The organism is Methanobrevibacter sp., from assembly GCF_017468685.1.
Lineage (GTDB): Archaea > Methanobacteriota > Methanobacteria > Methanobacteriales > Methanobacteriaceae > Methanocatella.
This window is the reverse complement of the sequence record NZ_JAFUHT010000004.1, coordinates 28,100-43,557: the sequence shown is the minus strand read 5'-3', so window position 1 is coordinate 43,557 and position 15,458 is coordinate 28,100. Positions and strand designations below refer to the sequence as shown.

The following is a 15,458-nucleotide window of genomic DNA, read 5'->3' as shown; positions in this document are numbered from 1 at the left end:
TCACTTCATAATGTTAAAAAAATGTAATGAAGTGAGATTTCAAGTGTAAATCTCCTCACGAAATCCCACTAATTCCATACTCAGATTAAAATCTTTTTACAAAAATCCAATCAAAAAATTGAATTATTGGACGGACTCATAATTACTGCATTTTTCTGTATGGCATTCACCATAGCAAACTTAATAACTGTTAAAATTATCAATATTGGATTTTTAGGAATGGAAACTCCTGCTGGAGTTCTTATCTATCCATTGGTATATATCTTAACAAATGTAATTGCAGATGTTTACGGTGAGAGAACTGCACGCAGAACTATTATATTAGGTCTTTGTGTTGATGTTTTATTTGTATTCATGACAACTTTAATATTGTTCTTGCCTTCTCCTGCAACATTTACTGGAGATTCAAGTTTAGCATTTGTATTTACACAAACTCCAAGAATTCTTGTAGCATCATATATCAGTTACTTAATTGGTAACTTCGTTAACGCAAGAATCACAACTATTGTTAACAAAGGAAATGATTATTCCGCAGTTAAAAACTTAGGAGTAATTGCTTTTTCTGAATTGATTGATAATTTTGTTTTTATCGGTTTAGCATTCATTGGTGTGTTCCCTGTCTGGGAGATTTTAGTCATGATTATTTCGCACTGGGTATTAAGTTTGATTTGGAGTGCTATCGCTCAACCATTTACTAACATGACTGTTAGATGGGCTGAGAAAGGAAAACCTGCAGAAGCTTAAATTTTTAAGGGATTTTAAATCCCAACCTTTTTTAATTTTTTAAAATCAATTTTGCAATGGGTAAGTATTTTATACTTTCATTCAGAGATATATTATTAATCAAAAATTGTTATAAGGATATTTGAGATATTTTTAACGTATTTTAAGTATTTTTAATTTAATTATTTGATTGTTCAATAACTTTATTAAAATAATTAATCAATTCTTGATAAATTTGGGAATTTTTTGTGATAATATGGTCGAAGAAAATAGTAATATGCTACTAGGTACTGGTGATAAACCGCCTGCACTTAGGTGGATTTTACTGGCTATTCAGCATGTTTGTGCAATGTTTGGAGCTACAATTCTAGTTCCGATAGTTGTTAACACCACAGCAGGTGCAGATATCTTATCAATCCCTGTAGCATTAGTTTCATCAGGTATAGGTACATTAATTTATCTTATTTGTACCCGTAATAGAAGCCCAGTATATCTGGGAAGTTCGTTCGCATTCATTGCTCCTATGATTGCAGGTTATGCAATTGGGGGTACTGGAAGTGTATTCACAGCTTTAATGATTGTGGGTATTGTTTATGTAATTATCTCATTGATTATTCGTGTTTCCGGTCCGGGTTGGATTAATAAACTGCTGCCTCCAGTAGTTGTAGGTCCAATGATTATGGTTATCGGATTGTCTCTTGCTCCAACAGCTATTTCAGAAAATAGGTTTAGATCAAGCAGTGATTCCATGGACTAATCTAGTTGTTGCCTTTATCTCATTTTTAGTCACTGCACTTGTGGCGGTTCGTGGAAAAGGAATCATGCAGGTTATTCCATTTTTAATAGGTATTGTTGTAGGTTATATTGTGGCAGCTGCATTAGGTATGGTTGATTTTACACAGGCATTAACTGCCAATGTTATTGAAATCCCTAAATTCTACGTACCGTTCCTGCATTATGACTTAAACTTTGCAGCGGTACTGACAATCGTTCCGATTGCATTGGTAACAATGGTAGAGCATGTAGGAGATCACAAGGTATTAAGTGAAATCATCGGTCGTGACTTAATTGAAGATCCGGGTCTTCAAAGAACCTTACTCGGTGACGGTGTTGCAACATTCGTAGCAGCATTCCTCGGTGGTCCTGCAAACACCACTTACGGTGAAAACACATCAGTTGTAGGTATGACTCGTGTAGCATCCACTTATGTAATAGGTCTTGCAGCAATTGTTGCAATAATATTTGCATTCTCAGGACACTTGACTGCACTTCTAACTGCAATTCCACAACCTGTTTTAGGTGGTATTTCAGTATTGTTATACGGATTCATTTGTGTTAATGGTCTTAAAATCTTAATCCACAATCAAGTTGACTTCAACAACACAAAAAATGTTGTAGTAGCAGCAACCATGCTTGTTCTAGGTTTAGGTGGAGCAACATTATCTGTTGTGTCAGGTGACTTATCCCTTTCAATATCTGGAATGGCACTTGCAGCAATAGTCGGTGTAATCTTAAACATTTGTATACCGGAGGAAAACCATGAATGAGAATGTTTTAAATCATCCATTAATAACTCATAAGCTTGCAATATTGAGAGATATCAATACTGGTACTAAAGAATTCAGAGAACTTGTTACTGAAATCTCAACACTGCTTGTTTATGAAGCAATGAAGGATGCTAAACTAGAAGAAGCAACAATTGAAACTCCACTTGAGAAAATGGACACTGGAATGTTGAATGAAGACAACTATGCAATCGTACCAATCCTGAGAGCAGGAATGGGTATGGTTGATGGTGTCATCAATGTAATTCCAAATGCAAAAATAGGCCATATTGGTCTTTACAGGGATGAGGAAACTTTTGAGCCTGTTGAATACTATTATAAAATGCCTGAAGGAATCGATAAAAGGGAAGTTCTGGTTATTGATCCTATGCTTGCAACAGGTGGAAGTGCTTCAGCAACCATTTCAAGACTTAAACAGGATGGTGTTGCAAAAATCAAACTGTTATGTATTGTAGCAGCTCCTGCAGGTATTAAATGCATTGAAGATGATCATCCAGATGTTGAAATATTCTGTGCAACCGTTGACCGTGAATTGAATGAAAACGCATATATTCTCCCAGGTCTTGGTGACGCAGGAGACAGAGTATATGGAACAAAATAGTGAAGATTTTCTTCACTTAATTTTTCTTTTTTTGTGATTAAATGAATTGGAATTTAATTTGGCCAATATTGATGGTTATACTTGCAAATACATTCTATAACATTTGCATGAAATCAATGCCGGCAGATGTAAATCCATTTGGGGCTTTAATGGTTACTTATTTGGTTGCAGCCATCATTTCAGGATTGATTTTTATATTTATGGTAGGTCCTGGAAATGTTGGAGTTGAAATAACCAAATTGAATTGGACATCCATTATTCTTGCACTGGCTATTGTGGGACTTGAAGTGGGATATGTATTCGTATATCGTGCAGGATGGACTGTAAGTACTGCTTCAGTAGTTGCAAATATTGGTTTGGCTTGTGTTTTACTCTTTGTCGGATATTTCCTCTACAGAGAAAATGTTTCACTCCAGCAGATATTAGGAATAATTGTATGTATGGTAGGATTGATTTTAATTAATATATGAGGTTTTAGTATGCAATGTCCTGTTTGTGGCAAATTCGTTGAGGATGGTGAGGAATACTGTCCTTATTGCGGTTATGATTTGTATTGTATTGATGAAAATGATGATTTTTAAATGTTTAAATAGTATGTATTTAGATATAAGTTTTGAATATGATGGTTATTTAGACATAAAATTTTTATAGTATTTTGTTAAAAATATATGTCTATGGGTAGGCAGGCTTATATCAACAAATCAGTTTCTATTTCAGAGATTCGCAAAGTTAAACGTGATTTGCAGAAATTTGTGGATTTATATGAAAAAGTAACATTCATTGAAGAGTTATACTTTGATGAAACTGTTAAATCTGCAATGGAAAAAAGAGGAAAAACTCCTCAAACTGGTTATAAATGGTTGAAGAATTGGAATGAGAATGGTTTTGATGGTTTATTTAGAAAAGAAGGTTCTGGAAGGATTTCAAAGTTATCTGATTATCAGTTAGAAATTCTAAAGGCCAATATTTCTGTTAAGGGTTTATCATCAATTTCCGAGATAAAAAATGAGATTTATCGTGAATTTGGTGTAACATATTCTGAAAGACACTTGCGTAGGTTGATTTTTGATTTGGGTCTTTTGGATATCATCAATTCCAATAAATTAAAATAATATTTATATCTATTTTTTTATGTCCGTTTACTTATTTCTAATAATTTTTTTTCAGTAAAATTTATTTTACTTTAATTTATCATCACTTTTAATTAAATTAATTTATAAATTGTTTAATTTTTATATTATTTTTTTATTAATTTGTTTTATAAATTAAATTTATATAATATTTTTGATTAATATAATTGTAGAATTATTAGAGTGTATATTTATGGACGAGAACATAGACAGAGGAATGTCAACATTAATTATTTTTATCATTGCAGCAGCAATTCTCAGTGCTGCTCAAAGTGTAGTGACAACAGGTCTTGCAGGAATAATGGCTGATTTTCATATATCCTCAACAACTGCACAATGGATTTATTCTTCATTCTTGCTTGTTTTAGGTGTTATGATACCATTATCTGCATTTTTTACCCGTAGATTTAAGGTAAAGACAATTTTAATTTCTTCATTGACCTTATTTTTAATTGGGTCAATTATTGCATATTTTGCTCCAAATATTGAAGTATTGATATTGGCACGTGTAATTCAGGCAATCGGTTCTGGAATATTGCTTCCCATAACACAAATCGTGCTGTTTAAGGTTATTCCTGAAGAAAAATGGCAGATATATATGGGATTATTCGGTTTTATTATAGGGATTGCACCGGCACTTGCTCCCACAGCAGGAGGGTTAATAATTGACACTGTTGGATGGAGATCAATCTTTTTGATATTTGCAGTAATTATTGCAGTATTGATACTTGTTGCATCAGTTGTAGTTAAACTGGAATTTGAAACAGGACATTATCCATTGGATATGATTTCACTGATATTATGTGTACTGGCATGTGTCGGAATAATGTTTGGATTTTCAAACATTGCAGAAAATGGATTTGATTTGATTTGGGTGATTTTACCAATCGTAATCGGTGTTGTATCATTAGTTCTGTTTGTCAAAAGACAGTTCAGCATTAAAACACCTCTTGTTGATTTACATGCATTAAAAAACAAATATTTCTTCTTTGGAACATTGTTTTCAGCAATTCTTTACTTTACAATGTGTGGATTAAATGTTATTATGCCATTGTTTGCTCAAAGCATTGCATATCATGATGCAACAACCGCAGGAATAATTTTGCTTCCGGCAACACTTGTCATGATTGTATTTAACTTCATTGGGCCTCTTATGGCAAATAAGTTTGGTGTACGCAAAGTATTATTATTGTCATGTCTGTTTACGGTTGCAGGATATCTATTGATGATGACCTATAATCCCGAAACTTCTGTTACTTATATGATTGTAACTCAAATTATAAGGGCAATAGGTGCAGGTTTAGGATTGATGCCTGCAGTAACATGGACAATTGCTGTAGTTTCAGGGGATGTTGAGGATGCAACTGCAATCAACAATACTGTAAGGCAAATCATAGGAGCAATAGGATCTGCTGTTGCAGTAGTGCTGATGGCAGCATTTGCCGGAGGAAATGTTGGCCACAATCATATTTCAGTATCTGCATTTGCACAGACTTCTCTTGTAATGTCTGTATTGGCTATCCTTTCTGCAGTAATTGTAGTTTTATATATTAAAGATGAAATTCACGATTTGATGTGAATTTCATTTTATTGCTTTTTTTAATATCTTAATTTCAATACTATCTATTGAATATGCATGATTCCATCATTTAATTGCTTCTTAATATTTTCTTTAAAAATAATCTATGGATTTTCATTTTTTAAAAATTGTGTTATATAGGGTTATGTTTTAGTTAAATACGATATTTAATTTCAATTTGTAATTTTAACTGGTTTAAATCAAAATTTAATTTTATATGAAAAATAACGATATGCTTAAAAATTAATATCTATAATAAAAAAGGACAATAATATATACTGATAAAGGATATATTATAAATTAAGGAAAATTATCAATAATTAATTCCTTACTAATCGAAATAAACGGAGGTGAAAAATGAATAAAAAAGTATTAATAATTGTATTGATTGCATTAATTTTCTTAACGCTAAACTTTACCTCAGCACAAGATATTGATAACACAACCGAAATTGTCGAAATGACTGAAGTTGAAGAAGTTCAGTCAATATCAAATGAATCGTTTCTTGAAGCCTCAACAGTTGACACTCATTTTAATGTGGAAAGTACAACTGAATTTGATGTTATTGGGGATTATTTCAAAGTAAAATTGGCTGACGTTAATAACAATCCTATAGCAAATGCTAAAGTGACTTTCACTGTAAATGGTGCTAACTATAATAAAAATACTGATTCAGCTGGAATTGCTTCACTTCAGATTAGATTAAATGATGGTGCATATAATATTGTTTCTAAATTCGCTGGAAACTCTAAATATAAATCATCCAGTCTATCAACAAGAATTACTATGGATAATACTCGTGAAGTTGAAAGCGGTTTAAGCAATTCTCAAATACAGAATATTATTGATAATGCAAAAAGCAATAATGTAATTCTATTTAAAGGGTCAAGCTATTCTAATATTAATCTTGTTATTACTAAATGTTTAAAACTTCAAAGTAATGTAAATACTGTACTCAAATCCAATTCGGGTCAGGTAATAACTATCAAAGGCAAATCCGCATCATTAACCACTATAAAAGGATTCAATATTCAAAGTGGAGGTGATGGAATTGTTATAAATAGTGCAGATTATGTAACAATCACTAAAAATGATATAACTGGGAAAGGTAATGGAATTGTTGCAACAGGAACCACTTATTTGAATATTTCAAACAATAATATTTTGAAAAATTCAAAATCAGGAATTGTCCTTGGAGATGTCACTTCAACATACATTTTCAATAATAAGATTAACAGTAATGGGGCTGATGGTATTGAATTGGGGAAATCCTCAAAAACTTATATTCATGATAATATCATTTCTAGTAATGCTAAAAATGGAATTAAGCTTACCAATACTGTGAACGGTAAGAATTATGGTAGTGGGCCTCAAGACGTTTATATTAATAAGAATACTGTTTCAAAAAATGGTGAAAACGGTATTTATAGTTATAAAGCAGGCAATAATATTAACATTAAGGGTAATTCAATTGACTATAATGTGGGAAGTGGTATTTCAATAACTAATATTGGAAATAATGTTATTCAGTCAAATGTCATATCCAATAATGGTTATGTAGGTATTAAGTTTAATGATGAATACGTTAAACCAAAAAACCAGGAAATAAGTTACAATGCCATTGTAGGCAACGGTCATCGTGAAGTTGAAGCTAAAGAAACATATTACAATGAAAACGGACAACGTTTGGAAATAGGTGAAAATTGGTACAGTGATGTTGGTTTAATCTGTCCTAAGATTAAAACTAATAATATTCGATTTGTTGTAACACAAATTAGTTCAAATCAATTTCAAGCATCTTTTCTAGATTCTAATGGCAATATTGCTAGTTTGCTTCCGGATAGGACTTTATCATATAGGGCAAATAATGGTCAAAGTATCACATTAACAATTAGTGGGGGCATAGTCACATTTACTGTTGATGCAAATGATGGTGATCTTATTAAAGCAACAGTGGATAGTTCTAGACGAGATAACACTTATGATTCAAATACTCGTACCAATTCTAAAGTGATTAATGGACAAACTCCTGCATATAATTATCCTTCAATTCCAAGTTATCAATTATATGAAGATATTGGCAGTGCTGGAAATGGGAATGGTGATGGAGATGGCACTGATGGGGATGCAAATAACGGTAATGGTGCTTCAAAACAGGACAGTCGTTCTAATGGAAACAGTACTCACAGTCAAAGAGCTGATCCATCAAACAGTGCAAACAATCAGGTGAATGATGTTGAACAAAGTTATGAAACACAGACAACATCATCTGAAGCTAGTGCGTCAGAAACAAGTACTGGGGATGCAGGTAATCTTGGTTCTCAGTCACAATCAGTTGTAAAACAAATTTTACTTGATGAAGATGAATTCTTTAGAGTTGCTGGAATTTCATTTATAATTCTTTTGATGATATTGACAGTAGGTTTTTATTATCGTGAAGATATAAAAGAAATGAACTCAAAAAGATAATCATCTTTCTTTTTTTCTATTTTTAAGCAAATATTCATAAAAAATTATTTAAACGATTTTTAATAAATATCATATTATCTTACCTTTGGAGGAATAATATGAATAAGAGTGATTTGAAAAGAAATTATTATATGCTCAAAGGGCCACTTGCCAAGAAAGGTTATGACTGGTGGTGGCATTCCCTAACTGCATATAATAAAAAGACTGGTGAAGAAAGACCATTTTTTATAGAATACTTTGTATGCAATCCGGCATTAGCTGAAGAAGAACCAACACTTGGACAATTACCTGAAAACCAAAAAGCAGGTAAAAAACCATCATACTGTATGATAAAGGCAGGAACATGGGGTAAAAACCCAAAACAAATTCACAATTTCTACTCAATGAAATACTTCAACTGTCCGGATGATGAATTAAACATTCAAGTAGGTGATTGCAGCCTAACAGAAACTCACATGAGCGGATTTGCAAGAGTAAGTGAAGAGGATGCTAAAAACCACCCTGAATACATGTCTGATGCTGGAGACATGATGTGGGATTTAGACATCGACAAACAAATCACTTTTAACGTAGGTTATGGTGCAAACTCATTTTTCAGAAAATTAAACTCCTTTGAAATGTTCTGGCATGCAGAAGGAATCAAAACAGAGTACAGCGGAACCATCTGGCTGGATGGTGAAGAATATGAAGTGATTCCTGAAAAATCCTACGGTTATGCTGATAAAAACTGGGGAGGAGACTTCACTTCTCCATGGCTATGGATTTCATCATGTAACATAACCAGCTTAATCAGCGGTAAAAAATTAGAGAATTCTGCATTTGAAGCAGGCGGAGGAAGGCCAAAAGCATTCGGTATTGAAATTCCACGTAAGCTGCTCATTGGTTTTTACTATGAAGGAACCATGTATGAATACAACTTCGCAAGATTCTGGAACCTTGTAAAAATCGACTTTGACTTTGAAGAAGGTGAAGATGTTCACACATGGCATATAAATGCAAGTAACAAAAACTCAAAAATGGAGCTTGTACTTTACTGCAAACGTGATGAAATGATGCTTTTCAATTATGAAGCACCGGACGGACAAAAAAGACACAACCGATTATGGAATGGTGGAAACGGTTGGGGTGAAATCAAACTATACAAAAAAGATGGAACCTTGATTGACCATGTTAAAATAGAAAATGCAGGTTGTGAGTACGGAGAGTATTGCTAATGATATTCTCAGATGTCCTTGCATTAATTATAGTATATGTTTACGTTGCCGTCATTTTTGTTGTAGCTGAAATGGTTTTAAAGACAAGGCCTGAAGTTTCACGTAAATTTTTACACATTATGGTAGGTAACATGATATTTGCCATGCCATTTTTCTCAGATCCATGGGTAATGGTATGGTTTTTAACACTGCCAATCACAATAGTACTATTCTTCCTAACAGAATACTCACCAATAAAAATAGAAAACAGTGTAACTGAATCCGGACACGCATTAGGATTATTCTTCTATGCTGGAATATGGACAATATTGATTGCAATATTCACCACAATAGCACCGGCAAACGACCCTAAATATTTCATATGGATTGTTGCACTAGCTATCGTGCCAATGGTATACGGTGACGGATTCGCTGCATTGATAGGTCAAAAATTCGGTAAAGTCAAATACACAGTATTTGGAGGAACAAAATCTCTTGAAGGATCACTTACAATGTTTGTCATTACAACTGTGATGAGTGTATTCGTATGGATGGTTTTCACTTCAATCGGTTGTGTAATGCCTGAATTCAATATTGTATACATTATACTTATTTCTGCAGTGGCAACAATATGTGAAGCATTCAGTTATGGTGGAATCGACAATTTGACAGTTCCTGCAATAACTTCAATTTTATATTATTTAGTAGCTGTATTATAGCTACTAATTTCATTACTATTTTTTTGCATTTTAGTAAGCTAATTCTGCATCTTAGAAACATCTCCAAATAGCCATTTATATGGACTAAATCTAAGTTATATTAACGAATGAATATTTGGTGATTACATGACATTAAGACAAAAAGCAGAAAAAAGAGTTGAAGCAAAAATAAGATTTCAGGAAAAACTATATAAATATATAATTGTAAACTCAGCAATAGCAATAATCAGCTTTGTATTCCTACATAGCTATGAGTTATTGATGGCTGTAATGTTTTTCTGGGGAATTAGTTTAACATGTGACTTTTTAAAAGCATATCCATTTGATAACTTTATTAATCGTGAAAAGATGATAGAAAAAGAAATTTCAAAAATGGGTGATTAAATGAGTGATAATTTAAGAGCAATTGCTGAAAGTAGAGTTGAAAGAAAAATTAAATTTAAACGCAATTTATATAGTTATATTGTAGTAAATGTAATTCTAGCCATTGTTAACATAATATTTACTCCGGAATACTGGTGGTTTTTATGGGTAGTTCTATTCTGGGGAATTGGAGTGCTTGTTGATTTTCTAAGAGCTTATGTGCTTATGGATAAATTTGACACGGATGAATATAGAGAACGCAAAATTCAAGAAGAAATGGAAAAATTAAGAGACTAAAATCATGAAAGTAAACCTATTTGTTTCAAGAGATATTAAGGAGCCTCATGCAGACATCCACACTAACGAATTGAGCGATAATGTCACAAAGGCAATATCCATTCTCGAAAGTGATGACTCAAATGACATGCTGGCTGTAAAGAAAGGCTCAGATATTGCACTTCTGCAATTAAGTGAAATATGCATGTTCCGAGTAGAGGACAAACAGGTTAAAGTTTACACACAAAAGAATGAGTATCTCATTAAGAAGGCATTATATCAGGTTGAAGAGACTTTAACAAGCGATTTTGTGAGAATCTCAAAAACCACAATTGTTAATTTGAAAAAGATTGAAAGAGTGGCTCCTTCACTTAAGGGAATGATGTTTATACAACTAAAAAATGGCTTAAAGGACAATATCTCAAGAAAATACTTGCCTGATTTTAAAAAGGCTTTGGATTTATAGGTGATTAAATGAAAATTGCGGATTTAATTAAAAGTTTAGCTTTAGGGGCTTTTGTCGGATGTTTTATTGTAATGCTTGTTATGGTTTTAATTTCTCTTGGAGAAGGAGTTAATGTTGTATCATTTTCAGGAGTTGATGTAATCAATGCATTTTTAGGATCAATCGTTGCAGGATGGGCATTTTCATTATCCGGTATGATTTATGAAAGAGAAGATATTGCATTGCCGTTCCAAATTATTTTCCAAATGGGCATTGGGATGACAGTATTATTTATTATTGCAATTTATTTGAAATGGATGCCAATTAACTTTGGATGGGAACCGATTTTAGTATGGGTTTCAATAGCTTGTATATTTGCAGCAGTTTTCTGGTGTGGCTTTTACATATACTATTATTTGCTCGCAAGAGATTTAAATAAAAAAATAGTAAATAGTAAATAGTTTTAAACTATTTACTCTTCTTTTTTGTTTCTTTTATAACCAATAACTAATAGAATAAGTGCAATGATTATTGCAACAATAAAATATTTCTCCTCTGAATTAATTTGTTTAACTGCAGAGCCTCCAGTCTCATTTAATTCATAAGCCTTTTCATCTTCACCATGGGAGGATGAATTTCCAATAATTAGATTATTGTAATTATCACTAACTATTTTTGAATTTTCATTTGATTTTGTCTCTAAATTACGGGATGAATTATTTTTAATAGCTATTTTGGTAGAAGAAGTATTCTTGATTTTTACATTTTCATTACTATTCTGATTATTATTTGTTCTTTCATTGTTGGATGCATTATGATTAAACTGATTTTTAAGATTGTCAAATGACTCATCTGTAAAATAGTTACCAAGCAAATCTCTATATTTATCTAATAAATTAACATTTAACCTGTTAAATAAATCTGATTTTATGGTTCTAGATACTTTGATTCTTGAAGTAACATTATTCGGATCATTTATAGAGGAATCATTCGGGTCTTCATCACCCCAATCATTATCATCAAATTTTGTATATAAATTTTTAATGTCTTTCCATTTGACAAATATTTCCTGACCATATGGAGATGAATTATTTGTTATAATGTTATTGTGAACATTAATTATTGTTTTTGCATCATACATTGGCTGTTGGATGTAAAATGATCCTCCAGTTTCACCACCATTGTTATTTACGATAATTGAATCTTCAAGATTCAAATTTCCTGAAACCATTACTGCTCCACCATTGGTTCCTGCAGTATTGTTCATAAATATGCATCGTTCAATATTGGATTCACCTGACCAACTGTAATATGCTCCTCCCCATTCATCAGCATGGTTAAACATGAAAATACAATCCTGAACATTTCCATATCCTGCTACACTGACTCTAATTGCACCTCCGTCACGATGTGCAAAATTATCTATGAATACACAATTATAAATGTCTGAATTTGCATAACAGGTTGTTATTGCACCTCCATCATGGTTCGCATGATTATTCATGAAAAATGAATTATTCACAAATAAATACCCTTTCTGTTCGCTGTTTCCATAATTAGAAATTCCACCAGCGTTAACTCCTGCACTATTGTTGATGAAATTACAATTATCAACATAAACATGACCTGTTTCAATTGAGATTGCTCCACCAAAGCCATCAGTATTTGCATTGATGAATGTAATGTTTTTAAAACTGACATGTATGGCATCACTTCTTATAAGAAAAATACTATCTTTTTTTTCACCATCAATTATAACATTTCTGGACTCTCCATTCCCTTTAATGGTAAGATTTTTTGTTATCTCTAAGTTATTGATGGTGTATGTGCCTTCAGGGATTAGGATTTCATCTCCATTTTTTGAATTGGTAATCTCACTGGCTAAATCGAACGATGGATTTTGAAGGGTATCGTCAATTTCCATACTTTCTGATGTTAAATTATCTTGGGATGCATGAACTGTCGTTAGTGAAAATATAATAATAAAGAGACATAATAATGCAAATTGATTGAATTTTATTATTTTCACCTCCTTTAAGTTTTAAGAATGATTTCTTTAATAGTAATTTTATGATTAATTGTTATATAATATTATGTATATCGTTTTTTTAATTTTTGTATTAAATTTCATTATATAAATTATTATATTTAATTTTAAAGATTATTTTAATTTATTTTCATTATTTATAAATTATTTATTGCATATTTATAAGTTTACATTTAATTTACTTTTTAATCATATTTTTAAGAATAATTTGTAATTTTATCGTTATGAATTATTTTACATATATTTTTATTTATGTTTAAATGATTTAAATTTAATTTTTACTTATATATTTTAGTTATTTATCTAATAACTTATAATTAATCTTTATTTTATTTTTTTAATTATTATTAAAAATATTAATTATATTTAAAGTAGTTTCAATTAATTTTTAATATAATCGATAAACAATAATATTTATATTACTTATCGATAATATATTATAATTAGCTAATATTTAATCAATATTTCAAAAATTTGTATTATTATAATATTAGTATATTTTAATGGAGAAATAATCATGAATAACAAAAAGATTTTAATGTCTATCTTTTTAGTTGTTTTAATTGCCATATCTGTTAGTTCAGTTTCAGCAGAAGATGTTCAAGATGTTGTAGCTACTGACGATGTTGATTCTGTAAGTCAAAGTGATATTGATGAAGTTGTAGGTGCTGAACCTATATCTCCGGATAATGATACTTACGATGCAATACAAAAAGCAGTTGATTCAACTAATGATGGAGACACTGTAGATTTAAGTAAATATGCAGAATATGATATAGGAAACAAAACTATTGCAGTAACTACTGATAATATTGTCATTAAAGGAAATGGTGCAACTACTATTAAAGGAGATGGTGCTGGTAAAGGTTTAATTAGTGTAAATGCTAAATCCGTAACTATTCAGGGAATTAGATTTATTGATACAAACTCTAAAAATAATCTCGTTTATGATGGGTCTGTAAATGGATGGGGTATTAGTTTCAACGGTGCTGCTGCTGAAGGTGGAATTGTCGATAATTGTTACTTTAAAGATTTCAACCAAGCGGTTGTAGTTTCATCCTCTAATTATATCACTATTAAAAACAGTGAATTTGAAGGAGGTTACGCAACTAAACTTTTAAATGATCCAACCGTTAACAAAGAAACAGGTTCAAAAGTAATCAGTGTAGGTGGATCTTTCTTTACTACAATTTTAAACAACACTTTTGATGGTGTGGTGTTAGATGCAATTTCTATTGCACAAGCAAGTGGGGATGCAAAAATTATTAACAATACATTCAAAAACAATGTTTATTCAATCTTCTTTGGAGGAGCATCCACTGACGGTACTTATATTACTGGAAACACTTTCATAAACTGTGGTTCATTTGATGATGGAGTTCATTCATGGAGTGCATATCCAGTTATCAGTATTCAAAAAGCATCCAGCGGTGTTTTCATAGATAACAACACTTTCAAAGTAATTGATGATAACTGGTTAATCGCTGCTGAACAAGGAAATACTGCACATGGTTATCCAAGTACTCTTGGTAATATCAATGTAACTAACAATATCGTTGAAAAATATAATGATGATGTTGTAACTTCTGGTGTAACTTTATTGCACATTTTATGCAGATCAGGTATGTTAAACCCTTATGAAGAAATTACTATTACTGGTAATCAAGTTGCTGATGGCGTAAAAACTTTAGTTGTTTGGAATAATGATTGGGGAACTGAATCTAGTGATACTAGTGATATTGTAATTCCTAAAGCAGAATTAGTTCAAACTCAAATTGCTATTACAGCTATAGATGGAACAAAAATCACTGGTGTTTTAAAAGATATTGCAGGTAAAGCTATTGACTCTGCAGATTTAACTTATTCCATTAATAATGGTGCTGATGTAAAAATCGTCACTGATGAAAATGGTATTTTCACAATTAATGGTGAAGCTGGTAAAGCAGTTACTATTAATTTTGCACAAACCAGTAAATTTGCAGCTTCTCAAAATTCCATAACTTTAACTCCAGTAACTCAAACTCAAACTGTTACTCAAACTGTAGCTAAAAAAGCAGTTACTCTTAAAGCTCCTAAAGCAACCTTCAAAGTTAAAAAAGTTAAAAAAGTTAAAATTACTTTAAAATCTGCAGGTAAAGCTATAGCTGGTAAAAAAGTAACTATTCATGTTAATGGTAAATCTTTCTCTGCTAAAACCAATAAAAAAGGTGTAGCAACTATTAAAGTTAAATTAACTAAAAAAGGTACTTACAGTTATGTAGCTAGCTTTGCTGGTGACAGTACATACAATGCTGGACTTAAAGCAGGTAAAATTGTTGTTAAAAAATAAACAACAATTTTTCTTTATT

The 15,458-nt window shown here is 31.5% G+C and carries 17 protein-coding genes; 16 read left to right on the top strand and 1 reads right to left on the bottom strand.

Translation table 11 applies throughout. The features are described from left to right. Positions 1 to 126 precede the first annotated feature (126 nt). The 15 genes from IJ258_RS00535 (at position 127) to IJ258_RS00465 (ending at position 11,524) form a co-directional block, all read left to right on the top strand. Entirely contained in the window at positions 127 to 744 is a 618-nt protein-coding gene (locus IJ258_RS00535; protein ID WP_292801564.1) for a queuosine precursor transporter, read from the top strand. Positions 745 to 979: 235 nt separating this feature from the next. Continuing rightward, the gene (locus IJ258_RS00530) at positions 980 to 1,480 is read left to right on the top strand and encodes a solute carrier family 23 protein (protein ID WP_292801562.1); all 501 of its coding nucleotides are present in this window, start codon (positions 980 to 982) and stop codon (positions 1,478 to 1,480) included. After that, a complete protein-coding gene (locus tag IJ258_RS00525) occupies positions 1,464 to 2,270 on the top strand; it encodes a uracil-xanthine permease family protein (RefSeq protein WP_292801560.1) in 807 nt (268 codons plus the stop codon). Before IJ258_RS00530 ends, IJ258_RS00525 begins: the two co-directional genes overlap by 17 nt. Then, complete coding sequence (gene upp, locus IJ258_RS00520) at positions 2,263 to 2,889, top strand: uracil phosphoribosyltransferase (protein ID WP_292801558.1); 627 nt, start codon at positions 2,263 to 2,265, stop codon at positions 2,887 to 2,889. The genes IJ258_RS00525 and upp overlap by 8 nt, the downstream gene beginning before the upstream one ends. A gap of 41 nt (positions 2,890 to 2,930) precedes the next feature. Further along, positions 2,931 to 3,359 (top strand): EamA family transporter, encoded by a 429-nt coding sequence (locus IJ258_RS00515; RefSeq protein ID WP_292801556.1) that lies wholly within the window; start codon positions 2,931 to 2,933, stop codon positions 3,357 to 3,359. Positions 3,360 to 3,368: 9 nt separating this feature from the next. Beyond that, positions 3,369 to 3,470, top strand: coding sequence for a zinc ribbon domain-containing protein (locus IJ258_RS00510; protein WP_292801554.1), 102 nt, complete (start codon positions 3,369 to 3,371; stop codon positions 3,468 to 3,470). An 87-nt stretch (positions 3,471 to 3,557) separates the two neighbouring features. Then, positions 3,558 to 4,001, top strand: a complete 444-nt coding sequence (locus tag IJ258_RS00505; RefSeq protein WP_292801552.1) for a helix-turn-helix domain-containing protein — start codon at positions 3,558 to 3,560, stop codon at positions 3,999 to 4,001. 211 nt (positions 4,002 to 4,212) lie between these two features. Continuing rightward, entirely contained in the window at positions 4,213 to 5,598 is a 1,386-nt protein-coding gene (locus tag IJ258_RS00500; protein ID WP_292801550.1) for an MFS transporter, read from the top strand. Positions 5,599 to 5,955: 357 nt separating this feature from the next. Beyond that, entirely contained in the window at positions 5,956 to 8,067 is a 2,112-nt protein-coding gene (locus IJ258_RS00495) for a right-handed parallel beta-helix repeat-containing protein (RefSeq protein ID WP_292801548.1), read from the top strand. A 98-nt stretch (positions 8,068 to 8,165) separates the two neighbouring features. Continuing rightward, positions 8,166 to 9,281 carry a tocopherol cyclase family protein gene (locus IJ258_RS00490; RefSeq protein WP_292801546.1) on the top strand — a complete coding sequence of 372 codons (1,116 nt, stop codon included), beginning with the start codon at positions 8,166 to 8,168 and terminating at the stop codon, positions 9,279 to 9,281. Continuing rightward, entirely contained in the window at positions 9,281 to 9,979 is a 699-nt protein-coding gene (locus IJ258_RS00485) for a diacylglycerol/polyprenol kinase family protein (protein WP_292801544.1), read from the top strand. The genes IJ258_RS00490 and IJ258_RS00485 overlap by 1 nt, the downstream gene beginning before the upstream one ends. Before the next feature lie 126 nt (positions 9,980 to 10,105). After that, positions 10,106 to 10,363, top strand: a complete 258-nt coding sequence (locus tag IJ258_RS00480; protein WP_292801542.1) for a 2TM domain-containing protein — start codon at positions 10,106 to 10,108, stop codon at positions 10,361 to 10,363. Then, positions 10,364 to 10,639: a 2TM domain-containing protein gene (locus IJ258_RS00475; RefSeq protein ID WP_292801540.1), complete on the top strand. Its 276-nt coding sequence runs from the start codon at positions 10,364 to 10,366 to the stop codon at positions 10,637 to 10,639. Between the two features lie 4 nt (positions 10,640 to 10,643). Then, positions 10,644 to 11,084: a LytTR family DNA-binding domain-containing protein gene (locus IJ258_RS00470; RefSeq protein WP_292801538.1), complete on the top strand. Its 441-nt coding sequence runs from the start codon at positions 10,644 to 10,646 to the stop codon at positions 11,082 to 11,084. A gap of 8 nt (positions 11,085 to 11,092) precedes the next feature. Continuing rightward, positions 11,093 to 11,524, top strand: a complete 432-nt coding sequence (locus tag IJ258_RS00465) for a DUF3021 domain-containing protein (protein WP_292801536.1) — start codon at positions 11,093 to 11,095, stop codon at positions 11,522 to 11,524. Between the two features lie 11 nt (positions 11,525 to 11,535). On the opposite strand, the gene IJ258_RS00460 is transcribed toward IJ258_RS00465, so the two are convergent. Beyond that, positions 11,536 to 12,987 (bottom strand): hypothetical protein, encoded by a 1,452-nt coding sequence (locus tag IJ258_RS00460; RefSeq protein ID WP_292801534.1) that lies wholly within the window; start codon positions 12,985 to 12,987, stop codon positions 11,536 to 11,538. Between the two features lie 640 nt (positions 12,988 to 13,627). Between IJ258_RS00460 and IJ258_RS00455 the strand changes: the two genes are divergently transcribed. Then, the gene (locus tag IJ258_RS00455) at positions 13,628 to 15,439 is read left to right on the top strand and encodes an Ig-like domain repeat protein (RefSeq protein ID WP_292801532.1); all 1,812 of its coding nucleotides are present in this window, start codon (positions 13,628 to 13,630) and stop codon (positions 15,437 to 15,439) included. Positions 15,440 to 15,458: the final 19 nt, after the last annotated feature.